This is a genomic window from Niastella sp. OAS944, from assembly GCA_024809215.1.
Classification (GTDB): Bacteria; Bacteroidota; Bacteroidia; order Chitinophagales; family Chitinophagaceae; genus Niastella.
The window spans coordinates 352,136-367,687 of the sequence record JANUBW010000003.1; the positions used below are offsets into that span (position 1 = coordinate 352,136).

At 41.5% G+C, this 15,552-nt stretch carries 13 protein-coding genes; 4 read left to right on the top strand and 9 right to left on the bottom strand.

Annotation, left to right across the window (positions count from 1 at the left end):
* Positions 1–19: 19 nt before the first annotated feature.
* On the bottom strand, positions 20–805 hold the full coding sequence (gene lptB, locus GGD38_RS16005) for an LPS export ABC transporter ATP-binding protein (RefSeq protein ID WP_375297251.1): 786 nt from the start codon (positions 803–805) through the stop codon (positions 20–22).
* Positions 806–1,082: 277 nt separating this feature from the next.
* On the opposite strand from lptB, the gene GGD38_RS16010 reads away from it, so the two are divergent.
* Together GGD38_RS16010 and GGD38_RS16015 are read left to right on the top strand one after the other, a co-directional pair.
* Positions 1,083–2,036, top strand: a complete 954-nt coding sequence (locus tag GGD38_RS16010; protein ID WP_375297252.1) for a methylenetetrahydrofolate reductase — start codon at positions 1,083–1,085, stop codon at positions 2,034–2,036.
* Positions 2,037–2,139: 103 nt separating this feature from the next.
* Positions 2,140–3,687, top strand: a complete 1,548-nt coding sequence (locus tag GGD38_RS16015) for a hypothetical protein (protein ID WP_375297253.1) — start codon at positions 2,140–2,142, stop codon at positions 3,685–3,687.
* Between the two features lie 54 nt (positions 3,688–3,741).
* On the opposite strand, the gene GGD38_RS16020 is transcribed toward GGD38_RS16015, so the two are convergent.
* The 3 genes from GGD38_RS16020 to GGD38_RS16030 all read right to left on the bottom strand — a co-directional run bounded on the left by GGD38_RS16020 (position 3,742) and on the right by GGD38_RS16030 (position 7,917).
* Positions 3,742–4,455 (bottom strand): porin family protein, encoded by a 714-nt coding sequence (locus tag GGD38_RS16020; protein WP_375297254.1) that lies wholly within the window; start codon positions 4,453–4,455, stop codon positions 3,742–3,744.
* Between the two features lie 70 nt (positions 4,456–4,525).
* Positions 4,526–6,472 carry a peptidylprolyl isomerase gene (locus tag GGD38_RS16025; RefSeq protein WP_375297255.1) on the bottom strand — a complete coding sequence of 649 codons (1,947 nt, stop codon included), beginning with the start codon at positions 6,470–6,472 and terminating at the stop codon, positions 4,526–4,528.
* 8 nt (positions 6,473–6,480) lie between these two features.
* Complete coding sequence (locus tag GGD38_RS16030) at positions 6,481–7,917, bottom strand: redoxin domain-containing protein (RefSeq protein WP_375297256.1); 1,437 nt, start codon at positions 7,915–7,917, stop codon at positions 6,481–6,483.
* Between the two features lie 166 nt (positions 7,918–8,083).
* On the opposite strand from GGD38_RS16030, the gene GGD38_RS16035 reads away from it, so the two are divergent.
* Positions 8,084–9,340, top strand: a complete 1,257-nt coding sequence (locus GGD38_RS16035) for a pyridoxal phosphate-dependent aminotransferase (RefSeq protein WP_375297257.1) — start codon at positions 8,084–8,086, stop codon at positions 9,338–9,340.
* 71 nt (positions 9,341–9,411) lie between these two features.
* Here the strand turns inward: GGD38_RS16035 and GGD38_RS16040 are convergent, their stop codons facing one another.
* Complete coding sequence (locus GGD38_RS16040; RefSeq protein ID WP_375297258.1) at positions 9,412–9,660, bottom strand: hypothetical protein; 249 nt, start codon at positions 9,658–9,660, stop codon at positions 9,412–9,414.
* A 492-nt stretch (positions 9,661–10,152) separates the two neighbouring features.
* Between GGD38_RS16040 and GGD38_RS16045 the strand changes: the two genes are divergently transcribed.
* Positions 10,153–10,983: a glycosyltransferase gene (locus GGD38_RS16045; RefSeq protein WP_375297259.1), complete on the top strand. Its 831-nt coding sequence runs from the start codon at positions 10,153–10,155 to the stop codon at positions 10,981–10,983.
* 8 nt (positions 10,984–10,991) lie between these two features.
* Here the strand turns inward: GGD38_RS16045 and GGD38_RS16050 are convergent, their stop codons facing one another.
* The 4 genes from GGD38_RS16050 to GGD38_RS16065 all read right to left on the bottom strand — a co-directional run bounded on the left by GGD38_RS16050 (position 10,992) and on the right by GGD38_RS16065 (position 15,547).
* On the bottom strand, positions 10,992–11,486 hold the full coding sequence (locus GGD38_RS16050) for a histidine phosphatase family protein (RefSeq protein WP_375297260.1): 495 nt from the start codon (positions 11,484–11,486) through the stop codon (positions 10,992–10,994).
* A gap of 211 nt (positions 11,487–11,697) precedes the next feature.
* The gene (locus tag GGD38_RS16055; protein ID WP_375297261.1) at positions 11,698–12,333 is read right to left on the bottom strand and encodes a response regulator; all 636 of its coding nucleotides are present in this window, start codon (positions 12,331–12,333) and stop codon (positions 11,698–11,700) included.
* 249 nt (positions 12,334–12,582) lie between these two features.
* Positions 12,583–14,430, bottom strand: coding sequence for an amidophosphoribosyltransferase (locus GGD38_RS16060; RefSeq protein WP_375297262.1), 1,848 nt, complete (start codon positions 14,428–14,430; stop codon positions 12,583–12,585).
* A gap of 475 nt (positions 14,431–14,905) precedes the next feature.
* A complete protein-coding gene (locus tag GGD38_RS16065; RefSeq protein WP_132554895.1) occupies positions 14,906–15,547 on the bottom strand; it encodes a response regulator transcription factor in 642 nt (213 codons plus the stop codon).
* Between the last annotated feature and the right edge of the window lie 5 nt (positions 15,548–15,552).

A 15,552-nucleotide genomic window follows, 5' to 3' on the forward strand; every position in this document is an offset into this window, starting at 1 on the left:
CATTCTTACCAGTTGCAGATCACTTATTTGAAGAAATATCCATGCCTTTCAGCGCTTCTTCATGTAAATAATCCTTGCGTTTCAATTCAAAATTGCGACCAAGGTATAAACGGCGTACCTGCTCATTTTCGGCCAGCTCTTCGGCTGTACCATGTTGAAATATTTTCCCATCAATGAGTAAATAGGCCCGGTCACAAATGGAGAGCGTTTCGTTCACATTATGATCGGTGATCAAAATGCCGATATTCTTATACTTTAACCGGGCAACTACTGCCTGAATATCTTCTACGGCAATAGGGTCTACCCCGGCAAAAGGTTCATCTAATAATATAAACTTGGGATCTACGGCCAGCGCCCGTGCAATTTCAGTTCTACGACGTTCGCCACCACTGAGGGAATCGCCATTGTTCTTGCGTACGTGATGCAGGCGGAATTCATCGAGCAGGCCCTCCAGCTTGTCGCGTTGCTGGGCTTTGGTAAGCTTTGTCATCTCCAACACCGCTTTAATATTGTCTTCCACACTGAGCTTACGAAATACCGAGGCTTCCTGGGGCAGATAGCCAATACCCATTTGGGCCCGCTTGTACATAGGTAGTTGCGTGATCTCCTGCTGATCGAGAAATACTTTTCCTTCATCGGGCTTAATAAGACCCACTACCATGTAAAATGAAGTGGTTTTACCGGCTCCGTTTGGACCCAGCAAACCCACAATTTCACCTTGTTTTACGTTTACCGAAACATGATTTACCACGGTACGGTTACGGTAAATTTTAACTAGTTCCTGTGTATTAATCTCGCTGATCAATTGTAATTAAGGTTTCCGGCAAAAATACCAGAACTAATTCAAATAGAAGACCATTGATACGGTAATTTAACAGGTATTTGCCATCCCAATTTCCTGCGTTATGTTTGCAGACCGGTAATACGGCTGAAAATACTCATTTTTGCTAATGTGCTTATTTTCAGGGAAAACAGAATTTTGATTTTTCGTTTAACACATAAAGATTACTTGCAAGGGGCACCGGTGTTCTGTTAAAAACCTAAATATTGGTGGGGCCTTTGAAAAACTTGTTTTTATTTACATGAAAGTTATCGATCACATTCGCCAGGCCAAAAGCCCGCTTATTTCTTTTGAAATACTACCGCCATTAAAAGGCAAGACCATTAACTCCATTTATGAGCACCTCGACCCTTTGATGGAGTTTAAGCCTGCCTTTGTAAATGTTACCTACCACCGCAGCGAACACGTATTTAAAAAGAGGGCCGACAGTACTTTTGAAAAGGTAGAAGTGCGCAAACGCCCTGGCACCGTTGGCATTTGCGCTGCCTTAATGAACCACTACCGGGTAGATGCTGTTCCTCACCTTATTTGCGGCGGTTTTAATAAACGCGAAACCGAAGATGCCCTTATTGACCTTAACTTTATTGGTGTTGATAACGTACTCGTACTTCGCGGCGATGCAGCCAAGAACGAAACAGTATTTGAACCGGAACCAGGCGGCAACGCATATGCGTTCGATCTGTTGAAACAGGTAGTGAACCTGAACACCGGTATTTACCTCGAAGAAGATATTCGCGATGGTTTTAAAACCGATTTCTGTATTGGCGTAGCCGGTTATCCCGAAAAACACTTTGAAGCACCTAACCTGCAAACCGATCTGGCCTTTTTAAAAGCCAAGGTAGCAGCCGGCGCCGATTATATAGTAACACAAATGTTCTTCGACAACCAGAAGTACTTTGACTTTGTAAAAAAATGCCGCGAGAATGATATCAACATCCCCATCATTCCAGGGTTAAAACCCATTACCAGCAAAAAACAGCTATCGGTAATACCTCGCACATTCCATGTTGATATTCCCGATGACCTCAGCAACGAGATCATGAATTGCAAAACCGATGCTGATGTAGAGAAAGTAGGACAGGAGTGGTTGTTACTGCAATCGAAAGAATTGAAAAAGGCGAACGTACCGGTGCTGCACTACTATACACTGGGAAAACCTAAAGTGATCTATAATGTAGTTAAGGAAATTGTGTAAATAAACACGAGCACTTCATTTAATTACCGGGGGTTTAGCCAGGCACACTGCTTTGCTAAACCCTTGTTGTTTACAACAACTTTGATAACAAACTTACTGCACCATGAACGAACAAACAGGCTTTAATAAATTGCTCACCGGCCTGTTTATTATTGCCTCTTTTGTTGGACTGTATTTTCAGTTCACCTGTCATAAATTCCTCAATAACGATACGCTTTCTTACATCAACCTGGCCGAACGATATATTGCCGGCGACTGGCAACATGCCATCAGCGGGTTCTGGTCGCCCATGTATACGTGGCTCCTGTGCATTTGTAAACTGATAGGTTTTCCTGTACCACAAAGCTGTTATGTAATAAACTTTTTGGCTGCTGCCCTGGGGCTGTATGTTTTGTGTAAACTTGCCCAACGTTACTTTAGCCAGCCTTTGTTTTATATTGGTTTTAGCCTGTACGCGCTTTTATTAATGCTGTTCTATGCCATGTCGTCTTTAACTCCCGATCTTATGGCCGCAGCGTTTTGTTTATTGTTCCTGTTGTTGGTTACTGATAAACAGTTTGCATTTAATAAACGTATGCAATGGCTTGCAGGTTTGGTAGCTGCCTTTGCCTACTTTTCAAAGCTGTATAATTTTGTGCCCATTCACCTGTTTATGTTCACCTGGCTGGCTTATACATTTTACGGGCATGGCCGCGGCCAACCTAAACAGCTTTTTCCGATTGTAAGAACGTATGGCATTTTCATATTACTTTCCTGTGCCTGGATCATTACAATAAGTATACACGAAGGACAACCAGTTGTTACCACCGCCGGTAAGTTCAATCACAACTTTATGAGCCCCGATTATGGTGGCCTTTATCCTACCAATGCCAGGTTAATTGCCCCGCCTTTTGAAAAAGCATACAGCGCTCACACCAATCCGGCCCACTTATTAGATGAGTACAAGTGGTCGCCCCTCAACGATAGCCGAAGCTTTTGGCACCAGGTAAACCTTATTAAGACATCTGTTCTTGAACTAATTCGAATCATCGACGCAACTGGCGCCAAATGGCTTTTACTAATATCCAGCCTTTTCATAATTTTTATAAACAGGAAGAGGATCAGCATTGACCGTAATAACGGTATTAAAAAAATTACCTGGTTCTTTATCTGTTATCCATTGTTGTACCTGCCACTGTTTGTGCTCGACAGGTATGTATTGGTTTTTATAATTCTTTTTCACCTGTTGTTGTTCTTTATTGCACAGGCCGCCTGGCCCTTTATCAATAAAAAGATCTTTGTACCGGTAATAGCTGTTCTGTTGGCATTTAGCATTGTTCCTTTTGTAAAGCTTGGGCAGCGTAAACTGGCCAGCAGCTCGGGCGAATACCTGTACTATAAAAGCTTTTATGAGCAATTGCCAAAGTTTTCGTTCTTAAAAGGTCAATCTATTGCATCTGACAACTATGCCATGGAAGAATCAACACAGTTTTGTTATTATCTTAATTGCAGGTACTTCAGTACCTGGACCGACAATCAATACCAGTCGCTAAAAAAATACAATATCCGCTTTCTCATTACCGAAGAAGACCGGTCGTCGCTTCCCTTCCTGCACGAACAAGGAAAAATGGTTTTTCAAAACAGAGTTGTATACATTTACGAAATACAATAAATAAAAAACCCTCCCGATCGATTCGGGAGGGTTGAATTGTGAAAGATCTTTTCACTATAACTTAAAGCCAACAGATATACTCAATACCCGGTGCTTATTGTCATTATCTTCTGAACTGTTTGAGCCCGATTGCAGCTTGGCCAGGCCATAACCATAATTAAGCGCTATCATTCCACCATCGAGTTGAAAACCTAATGTACCGTTTAATCCATAATCGAATCTTTTCATTACGCCCAACCCGGTGCCTTCTTCGTTATTGAAGGTTGAAGGATCGTCGCTGCTGTATTCGATTTTTTCTTTACTGCTATAGGCTACGCCAAACGCCTTGCCTTCAATTTTACGTTTGCCGCCAACGCCCATGGCTATATACGGTCCGGCGCCTACAAAGAAATTCGATTCTTTTGATATGGGCAGTTTGAGCGCAATGTTCACTGGTATCTCAATATAATAAGGGTTTACAGTGGCCTTATAATAAGTGAGATCGGTTGACGTACCTTTTTGAATTTTTGAGCCTTTACCTGTGAAAATGATACCAGGTTGAATAGCCAGCACTTTACCAAAAGTTATGTCGCCCATAATTCCAACATGAAAAGAGGTTAGCAGGTTGGCGTCATCAACTTCACCTTTACTATTATAAGAAACATTGGCAAAGTTTACGCCGCCTTTTAACCAGGCAGCGCTGGTGGTTGAACTGGAACTGTTCTGGGCAAAGGAAGTTACGCTAATACTACTAATGATAAACAAATTAATGAAACGCTTTGCGATCATGCTTGTTGTTTTACAGGGTGATTTGGAACTTTTACCTCGCTATGACCAGAATAGTTGCGCCAGGTTTAAATTACTTTGGCAGACTATTTAAAACGGCGTCATTAATTTTTACCGGATATTTCTTTTTCAACTCGGTTATCCATTTTTCTTCAAGGAACGTTTGGTAGTCGTTTATCACAAAGCCTCTTGCATCGGTAAAATCACGTGGTTCGCGATTAGGATATAACTTAATTATGTATACAAACGTAACCGAATTATCTGTTTCATTCTTTACGTTGGCAGTAACCAGGCCTTCGGTAAAGTTTGTTCTTCCTACAACGGGAATTTGTGCTAATTCAAATCGGCCACTATCGCCCTGCAATTTGCCACCACTTAAATCGAGGTACTTTCTCCAGTCTTTATAGTTCTCTTTTATTTTGGTCCTGTACTCTTCGGCGGCTTCAGGGCTTGAAGCAGTGAGCATAATGGCATCGGCGCTGCTTTCCCAAATGTATTTAGCTTTATTGCTATTGTAGTAATTCTTCAACCCGGTTGTATCGGTTGATGCAGGGTCCCAAATATTACGCTGCATAATTTCAAACAACAGGTTGCCTTCCTTAAACTCGTTTAACTGGTAAGCAAATTCTTTATTATACTCTTCAAGGTGCTGGCGGTAATAATCAAATGCACTTGTTTCAATAAATCCATCTAACAGGTCCTGATCGGTTTTGCCGGCACGTACACCTTCATAAGCACGTATGGTTTCAAGGTATGCCTGAAGGTCTTTTACGGTAATTGTTTTTTTAGTAAATGACACCAGCGGGGTTTTGGCATTTATATCTGCAAAAACAGGGAAGCTTTTCTTTTGTAAAAGGCTATCCATAATTACAAAAAGATGTTTGTCATTTACTGCATGCTTTTTATAACCAGATAACAGCAACACTTTTTTATACATGAGCTTTCGCGATACATCCATTCTGTCGGTGGACGTCATACGCTGGTTAAAATCTTCTTTTGTTTGTGCATCGCTGGTATCACCTGCAGCCGGCTTATAGTGTAAGCGTTTAATGATGTGGTAACCGTAGCTTGTCAATACAGGGGCGGCGATGTCGCCGTCTTTCTTAAGTGCAAAGGCTGCATTCTCAAAATCCAGGTCATATTGCCCTACGCCAAACTCCAGCATTTCGCCACCAGCCTGCCATGAAATATTATCATTGCTAAACTGGGCCACCAGTACTTTAAAGTCGCTACCCTTTGTTAATACATTATAGATTGAATCGGCTCTTTTCTTTATTTCCTTTTTTTGTTCTTCAGTAGAGTTGGGCGGAAAAGCCAACAGTATTTGCGCTGCTCTCATTCTTCCTAATCCGGGTCTTTCGCCCAGGTTGCGGAAAATATGGAAGCCGGCCTTGCTGCGAACAGGCGCCGAATTTTTACCAACGGATGTAGAGTAAATCGTATTTTCAAGCGTGTAAGGCAATACCAAAGCAGTAATAAAACCGATATCGCCTTTGTTCACCGATGCCGACGGATCATCTGAATATTCTGATGCAACCTTTCCAAAATCCTCGCCTTTTTGCAACTGAGCCCAGGCTGCATTAATTTTTTCCTGTGCCTTCTTTATATTTTCTGCGGGGCCATCTTCCCGTGCGGCCACAAAAATATGGGCAATATGTATATCCTTTTTGCTGCGAATAATAGCTTCTTTAACCAGGTCATGTATACTATTCTCGTCGCGCATATAGCTCTCTACTACCTGGTTGCGAAAACCCTGCAACTCTGCTTTCTGGTTTGCCAGCGTATCGAGTTTTTTATCGAGCGCCGCCTGCACTTTTAGTTTGAACCTGATGTATAACTCAAGGTAATCACTGTACGATTTGTCACTGGGCTTGCCGTCGGTATTATTCTTATTGTAGGCTTTTAAGAACTCGTTCTTTGTAACCGGTTTACCACCATAAGTAAACAATACCTGGGCGTTTCCTGTGGCAGTCATGATGATCAATAATAGAGCAACTGCCGCTTTACTGATAACAGTCATAATGCTATTTAGATTTTTTTGTTTTTTAGTTTAAGGTCTATTACTTCGTCTAATTGTAAATAGGTAAGCTTTTTGGCTACAATGCGTTTATCCTTATCTAACAAATACAAGATAGGAGTTTGGTAAACATCATATAGCTGACGGTAATTAGGTTTTCCTGCCGCCTCTTCTTCTTTCTGTTGCGAAGGTAACTGGTAGGCATGTATCCAGCCGGTTAAGTTATTATCGTGAATAAACTTCTTCCAAAGGTCTTTACCGCCATCTACCATTACACCGTACACTGTAACGCCTTCATTCTTCCATTTTGCCTTCAGTATTGAATCTACCTTAGGTACAGTTTCTTTACAATGGCTACAGGTGGGGTCCCAAAAACAAATAACGGTAAACTCGCTTTTAATATCGTATAATGATGCGGGCTTGTCAAGCGTATCTACCAGCTCAAGATTCGCCGCCGGCTGGCCTATGAGGTTAGCCATAAGGCTATAAGCCCGCTTGAACATGTAGTCTTTGTACTTCTCGGTAAAAAAGTCGGCCTGGCCTGTATTGATGTATTTTTCAAACAGGTGAACAAATACAGCATCCTGTCCCATGTATTCGGGGTTCACATACTTCTGTACAAAGTGCACCAGCAGGAACTTGAACATTTCCTGGTTGGATCTTGAATACAACAGCATATGATCAACTTCCTGTTTTATTGAGTCGGGATTTGGTACTACCAGTTCCTTATAATACTTCTCGAGCTTTGCTTCAAAGAATGGAGTTCGCACCAGGCGGCCATCGCTGAATGAAACGCCATCCCAGTAATGCGATTTATAATATCTGTATGCAAATAGTGAGTCATATTTACCGCCGGGGTGTTTTGCAGCAGGCGGTACTATTGGTTCCTTCATCGCCTGAAACAGGGCCGTAAGGAAGGTGTTGGGGTTTTTAGCGATCATACTATCGCGATATACCTGCATTCTGTCGGTAAGCAGTTTTAACCGCGTTTTCAGCTTTGCCGAGTCTTTTGCGTTCTTTACCGTTTTAAACTCCTCATTGGTTTTATTGATGTCGTTTCCAATGGTATTGGTAAAACGGGTATATAAGTGAAATAGTGAATTATCCTGCGAGCCCGTAAAAACTACATTATTAGGCAGGGTTGCCGAATCGGCAGCAATTGAAAACTGCTGTTGTTTGTCAAGAAGTATTTCGAACAATATTTCCTTGCGGGGCGAAACAATGAAGTAAATACCACCGGGTAGTGGATCTTTTCCCTTAAAAACCCCTTTGCCATTGGTATCCAGCAGGGCCGAATCGGCCAGGGCTTTCATTCTGCCATAATAGTAACCCAAATACACATAGGTATTCTTATAAGGTTTTAGCGTAATGGGAATATTATATCCCTGTTGCGCTTTGGCTAACATGCAGCTTATCAACAAGGTAGCCAGGGTAAAAAGTCGTTTCATAGTATTGAAATAACAGAAAAATAGCTGAATTATTGAAAATAAAAACGCTTAAGTTGTTAATTACGTGCAAAGGTAACAGGATATACATGTTAACATGCCCGAAATATTACATGTAAAAAGTAGATAAGGGCCACAACATCTTATTTTTGTGCTATAATTTTTACAGATGAAACTTAGCCATCTTGCAGAAACATTAATTGGTTCGGAAATAGTAAAACTGGGGGGAGAAATCCGTGAAAAGATCCGTGCCGGAGAAAGGATCTATAATTTTACCGTTGGTGACTTTGACCCTGCCATATTTCCTATTCCAAAAGAGCTGGAAGAAGAGATCATAACAGCTTACCGCAATCATTTTACCAACTACCCCGCCGGAGACGGCAACCTCGATTTGCGCGAGGCCCTCGCTCACTTTCTGAAGGAACGCGAGCAGCTCAACTATAAAGCATCCGAAATACTGGTAGCCTCGGGTGGCCGGCCGCTTATATATTCATTATACCGCGCCGTTTGTGATAAGGAAGACAAGGTGATCTATGCAGTTCCATCATGGAACAACAACCACTATACGCACTTTATAGGCGCCGAACATGTGGTTATTGAAGCCCGGGCCGAAAACAACTTTATGCCTGTTGCCAAAGACATAAAACCGCATTTAAAGGGCGCTACTTTGCTTGCATTGTGCTCACCGCAAAACCCTACCGGCACCACCTTTACCAAACACGATCTGGAAGACATTTGTGATATGGTTCTGGAAGAGAACAGCCGCCGGGGCGATAATGAAAAGAAGTTATACGTGATGTACGATCAAATGTACTGGCAGCTTACTTATGGCGATATTGAACACTACAACCCCGTATCGCTGAGGCCGGCCATGCAGCAGTACACCATATTCATCGACGCCATTAGCAAGTGTTTTGCCGCAACCGGCGTACGTGTAGGTTGGGCGTTTGGCCCCCAGCTTATTCGCGATAAAATGAACGCCATATTAAGCCACCTTGGCGCCTGGGCGCCTATGGCCGAACAAAAAGCCTGCGCCCGTTACCTGCTTAATAACGAAGCAATAGATAATTATCTAAAGCAATTTAAAGCAGAAGTGGAAGTGCGTTTGCGCGATATTTATAATGGCTTACAGCAATTAAAAAAAGAAGGCTTTTCTGTTGACGCTATTGCTCCGCAGGCTGCTATTTATCTTACCATAAAGATCGACCTGGTTGGTAAAAAAACAGCCGATGGCAAACAACTCACTCAACAAAGTGATGTAACCGCCTACCTGCTTAATGAAGCTAAATTAGCAGTAGTGCCGTTTTATGCATTCGGCGCCGACAAGTCCTCACCCTGGTACCGCCTAAGCGTAGGCACCTGTAAAAAAGAAGAGATCAGTAAAATGATCGATCAGTTGAGAAATGCCTTGAAGAAATTGAGCTAATCGCCAATAAACAAAAAAAAGCGTCCCGATCTTAAACCGGGACGCTTTTTTTATTATGGTGTTCTTTTAAGCTAGTTCTTGTTGCAGATAAACATGAAAGGTTTTAAAGTATCCTTTTCAATGATCTTTTTCAATTGTGATCTTTTCGTAAGTATCCGGAATTTTTGAATATCGAATACCTCGTGCGCTATACAAAAGCTTTCCAGTGTTTCGAAATTCACCAGCAGCGTATTCAGTTGTTGAAGCTCATATTGCATTGCTTCCTTGTTTGTATAGGCATCCTTTACCAGGACAAGCAAATCACGATTGGCATTTTTCATTTCTGCATCGGCTTTAATAACCTACAAATCCCCTGTTTAAACCACAGCCGCATTTTTTGGATGAACCGCCACCTGCGATCCCTCTACCTGAACTGCAACTGGCAAAAACCAGGCTGACTATTAACAAAACGATCATGGAATAACTTACTTTCTTCATATACTTGGTTCTTACTAAATTAAACTATTTTACGAACAAATTAGTATTTGATATTGCCCGAAAACAACAATTTTAACACAGCACCGGAAAAACCCGTCGTATTACTATCGCCGTTGGATTGGGGATTAGGACATACCACCCGTTGTATTCCAATCATCAACGTATTATTACATCAGGGTTGCAACGTTATTATAGCCTGTAATTCAACTCAAAAAGCTGTACTATCAAGAGAATTTCCTCAGCTTGCTTACGTATACTTATCAGGGTATAATTTGAAATACGGTAAAAAAAGGTGGGGTACTATAATCCGGATCATCCTTCAGACACCAAAAATATTGATCAAAATCAATAACGAAAACACCTGGTTGAATATTTTCCTGAAATCGCAAAAGGTTGATCTCATTATCAGCGACAACCGCTTTGGTTTTTATTCGCCCAATATTCCTTCTGTTTTCATTACCCATCAGTTACATATAAAAACCGGGCTGGGTAAACTGGCCGATGGTTTACTTCAAAAATTGAATTACCGGCGCATTAAAAAATTTTCCACCTGCTGGGTGCCCGATCAACAGGGAACAAGGTCATTGGCCGGGGAATTGTCGAACCCCCAAAAAATGCCGGCCATTCCGGTTCAATACATTGGCGGGCTCAGCCGGTTCACTACCTGCAAACAACAAACCAATTCCATTGATGTTTTAATTATTCTTTCGGGGCCCGAGCCACAACGCACCATTTTTGAAGAGCTTGTATTGAGTGCAATGAAATTGATGCCCGAAAAAACAGTGCTGGTAAGAGCATTGCCAAAAGAGAATAATGAAGTACGTGTTGAAAATAACTGTACCATTTACAATCATGCATCTGCCGCCCTGCTGAACGAATTAATTTGTAATGCAGAAATTGTAATTAGCCGTAGTGGTTATACAACTGTGATGGACCTGATGAAGCTGAAGAAAAAAAGTATTCTTGTTCCTACGCCTGGCCAGGCCGAGCAGGAGTACCTGGCCACGCACCTGCACAACCAACAACTAGCCTATACTGTTTCACAGGCAAGCTTTTTATTAATGAAAGCATTGGACGATGCAAGACAATTTGAATTTCGCTTGCTAACCATGGGAATGGAAGAATATAAGCAAGTGATTCGCGAAACGATTGAAAGCCTCCCTTAATCCCACTATCACAGTCCGGACTTTGGATAATCAAAAAACCAATACTGCTTCTCAGCATCCTTAAACTCTGACCAATCTTTAATATCTGCTTTAACGGCAAACATGGCGCAGGTAGGCATATCATCTACCCGCACATCGGTTAAATCGTTTGCAAATTCGGTAATGCCGGGATTGTGGCCAAAGAGGGCAATGGTTTTTGCAGAAGCAGGCGCTTTTGCTATGGCATCATAAAAAGCATCGGGACCCGCCAGGTATAACGCTGGTACAAGTTTAATGTCTTCTTTATCGCCATCAAATTCCTTAATAAAAAGTGCTGCGGTTTTGCGGGCTCTTTTGGCAGAGCTTGAGATGAACGCATCAATTGAAACTTTTCTTTCGAGCAATCGTTTGGCCATCTTGGGTGCATCATCTTTACCCCGGTCGTTCAAAGGACGATCAAAATCGCTTTCTCCAATATTGTCCCAACTGCTTTTTGCGTGCCTTATGATTATTACTGATTTCATAAAAAATAATAGGGGGATAAATCCCCCTAAAAATAATGAGTTCGATCAAAGGAATCAGATATTTTAACAGGCCTGTTATTAAAATTGGTTCCCCATAGGAAGCTAAACGGTCGGCAAGTGCACTTGCCGCAAATACTTTGCCAAACGCATTCACACACGAGGGAAAATACGTACAATTTTATGTATTATGAACTATATGTATGAAGTAGAATTACAGTCCGCTTGAGTTGATGTAGTTTATCAATGACGCGGTATTTTTCACCTTTAATTTCTTTAGAATATTGTGGCGGTGAACTTCCACTGTCTTAATTGAGATGGCTAACTTATCTGCAATTTCTTTCGATGACAAACCATTTCTGATGAGGTTAATAACTTCGATCTCACGTTCGGATAGCTGGTTCAAACCATCGCCGCCTTCATCTTCATTCATCATTTGCTCGCTAAGAATATTCTTCACCTCCTGGCAGATGTATACATTGCCAGCAGTTACCTGATGAATGGCATCGAGCATTTCTTTGCGGGGTGAGTTCTTTGTTACATAACCACGGGCGCCAAGGCGGAGCATTTTTTTGGCATAAGCGGGTTGTGAGTGCATTGATACGGCTATCACTTTTGAACCGGGCGAAAGCTTACGGATCATTTTCAATATATCGAACCCATTCAATGGCGACATATTGATATCAAGCAGTACAATATTGGGGCGTTTGTCCCGGGCAATTTCAATGGCGCGTTGACCATCCCCCAATTCGGCTATTACTTCCAGGTCTTCGTTCCTTCCTAATAAATACGACCAGGTTTCACGGATCAAGGTGTGATCATCAACAATCATGATGGTAATTTTACTCATACGATTTTTTTTTCAGTAGTGTGTGAATGAGCTTATTATCTGCACAACGGCACGCGAAACAGCTAAGGGCTGTTTCATAGACCTTTTGTACAACTACTAATGGATGAGACTTATACCGTTGCTTTCTTAGGGGTATTGAAGGTGTTACATATAATCCCGTACTTGATATTAAGCATTTTTTCTGATATACGCAAACTTCATTTTAAAAATGCATTAATAATCTTGTAATATTCAATATGATAGGCAAATCTAATACCCTCTTACATTTTTACCCTCCATATAGTTGATAAATGCTTTGTTTACCACCCGGTTGCCACCAGGGGTTGGGTAATTTCCTGTAAAATACCAGTCGCCTGTATTGGTTGGACACGCTTCGTGAAGGGACTCTATTGTCTGATAAATTACCTGTACAGGAACTGTTAGGCCCTTAGGGGTAATTAATTCAGCAATTTTATTTGAGATCTGTTCGGTTGTGAATGGTTTATAAACGTCCTGAACTACGTTTTCCGTATGTAACTGACCTAAACGTTGCAATTCTTTACATTTTTCATACAGCTCCTTCAGGCAATCCTCTTTGCCCATCTCTTTCCATAACTCTGTAGCTGCTCTGAATGCAATGAAATCGCCCAGTTTACTCATGTCAATTCCGTAACAATCCGGGTACCGGATCTGGGGCGCAGAAGACACAACTATTATCTTCTTGGGCTCCAGCCTGGCCAGCATACGAACAATACTTTCTTTGAGGGTAGTACCTCTTACAATGGAATCATCGATAACTACCAGGGTATCGGCGCCTTTCTCTACTGTTCCGTAAGTTACATCATAAACGTGTTGCACCATTTCATTACGGCTTACATCTTCTGTAATGAATGTACGCATTTTAACGTCCTTAATAGCAATCTTTTCTATCCTGATCTTACGGTTGATCATTTCTGACAACTTCTCCTCTGTAATATCCTTGCCCCACGATAAAATACGTTCTATCTTAACTTTTTTCAAATAGTCATCGAGCCCTTTCCATAAACCGTAAAAAGCAACTTCTGCTGTATTAGGTATAAATGAAAAGATCGTATTCTTAAGATCGTGATCAACAGCATTTAAGATCTGCGGACTTAAGTTGTAACCCAGGGCAATACGTTCGCGATAAATTTTTTCATCGCTACCCCTTGAGAAGTAGATGCGCTCAAAGCTACAAGCCTTACGCTCTTTGGGTTCAACAACTTTATCAATAATTATTTCACCATTGCTTTTTACAACCAGCCCCATACCAGGCATTAACTCCTTCACTTCATTTTCACCAACGTTGAATACCGTGCGTATGGCCGACCGCTCTGAAGCCGCTACAATAGCATCTTCACTTATATAATAATAGGCCGGACGAATTCCATGGGCATCGCGGAATATAAAGGAATCGCCATTACCCAACAGACCGCCTACAGTAAAACCACCATCAAAAAGAGGAACAGCTTTACGTAAAGCCGTTAATACATCCATTTCGCCGGGAGAATTCTCATCGCCTTTTACCACAAAATGATGAATTACTTCCATCATTGCAGCCAGGTCGCTTTGTTTTTGGAACTCGCCAGGTTCAATATTAATAAGATCAAACAGCTCGTCGGTATTAACGAGGTTGAAATTACCAGCCAGCGCCATATTACGTGCCGGAATGGTGTGGCGTTTTATAAACGGATGACAGAACTCTACATTATTCTTTCCCTGTGTACCGTAGCGCAAATGACCTAATAACAGTTCACCCAGGAATGAAATATGCCCTTTCATTAAACCGGCATGCTTCATTACATCGGGCTGGTATTTTTCCAGCTCCTTTACTTCCTGGTTTATTTTACTGAAAACATCTGCTATTGGTTGTGGAGCGCTGCTGCGGATACGCTGCAAGAAGGGGTAACCAGGCTCAACATTCAGCTTCACAGCTGCTACACCCGCACCATCCTGACCGCGGTTATGTTGCTTTTCCATGAGCAGGTACAGCTTATTGAGGCCCCACATTACTGTACCGTATTGTTGCAAATAATAGGAGAACGGCTTTCTTAGACGGATGAATGCTAATCCGCATTCATGTTTTATTGCATCACTCATGTAATTACTCCCGAATTATGAAAAGAAAGCGCAAAGCTACAATGAATAAATGAGAAGAGAAAACAAAGGAATGTTAAGGCGGGGAAAATGAAAAAAACCCCCAGTCTTCATAGGTATGGGGGTTGTTCCTCATCAGGACATTGGATCAATATCTGCGCCGGTTTGTTTTTTAATTTAAACGGGCATTGGACGGTTCAGCTTTTCGTTAGGATCCTTGGATTTTGGACGTTGGATTTTAATTTGTTTTACTATAGATATTGGTAGCGCTAAATTGATGATTTTTCTGAAAGAAATCATAAAATATCTCATGTCTTTTAAACACTTAATGAATTTTTTCAGCCAAAAATAAAGGTTTACCCTTACGCGAAAGTTGTATGTCCCCCGAATAGTTATGGAATCCTCTTTTGCATTGATAATTATAACTATTTATTGTAGAATTTATACTACAACAACATGATTACCAGCATCCCCCTATTTACATACTGGTAGCCACATTATTTATAAAATTCACCAGTGAGGCCGAATTTTTCAGTTTTAATTTCTTCAGAATATTATGACGGTGCACCTCTACCGTTTTTAAAGAAATGTTCAGGCTCATGGCAATTTCTTTCGACGATTGCCCTTCCTTAATGAGGTTAATGATCTGAATTTCCCTTTCGGTAAGCGCATTCACATTCGGCACATCCTTGTTTTCTTCCAACACCAGCTCTGATATATTATTCTTTATTTCATCGCAGATGTATTTATTGCCACTGTGCACTTCCATAATGGCTGTTATCATCTCTTCTTTCGATGAGTTTTTGGTAACATAACCCCGGGCGCCAATCTGTAACATTTTTTTGGCGTAAGCCGGTTGTGAGTGCATGGAAATGCCAATGATGCGTGAAGCAGGCGATACCTTCCTGATCTTTTCAGTGGCCTCAAAACCCGATATAGGCAACATGTTTATATCCATGAGCACAATCTGGGGCTTTTTGTTCTTGGCCATTTCAACAGCCTGTTCCGAATCGCCGCATTCTGCAACCACAGTGAAACGGGGGTCGTTATTCAGGATGAAACTCCAGGTTTCCCGTATCAATTTGTGGTCGTCTGCAATTAATACACTAATTTTTTCCATAATCA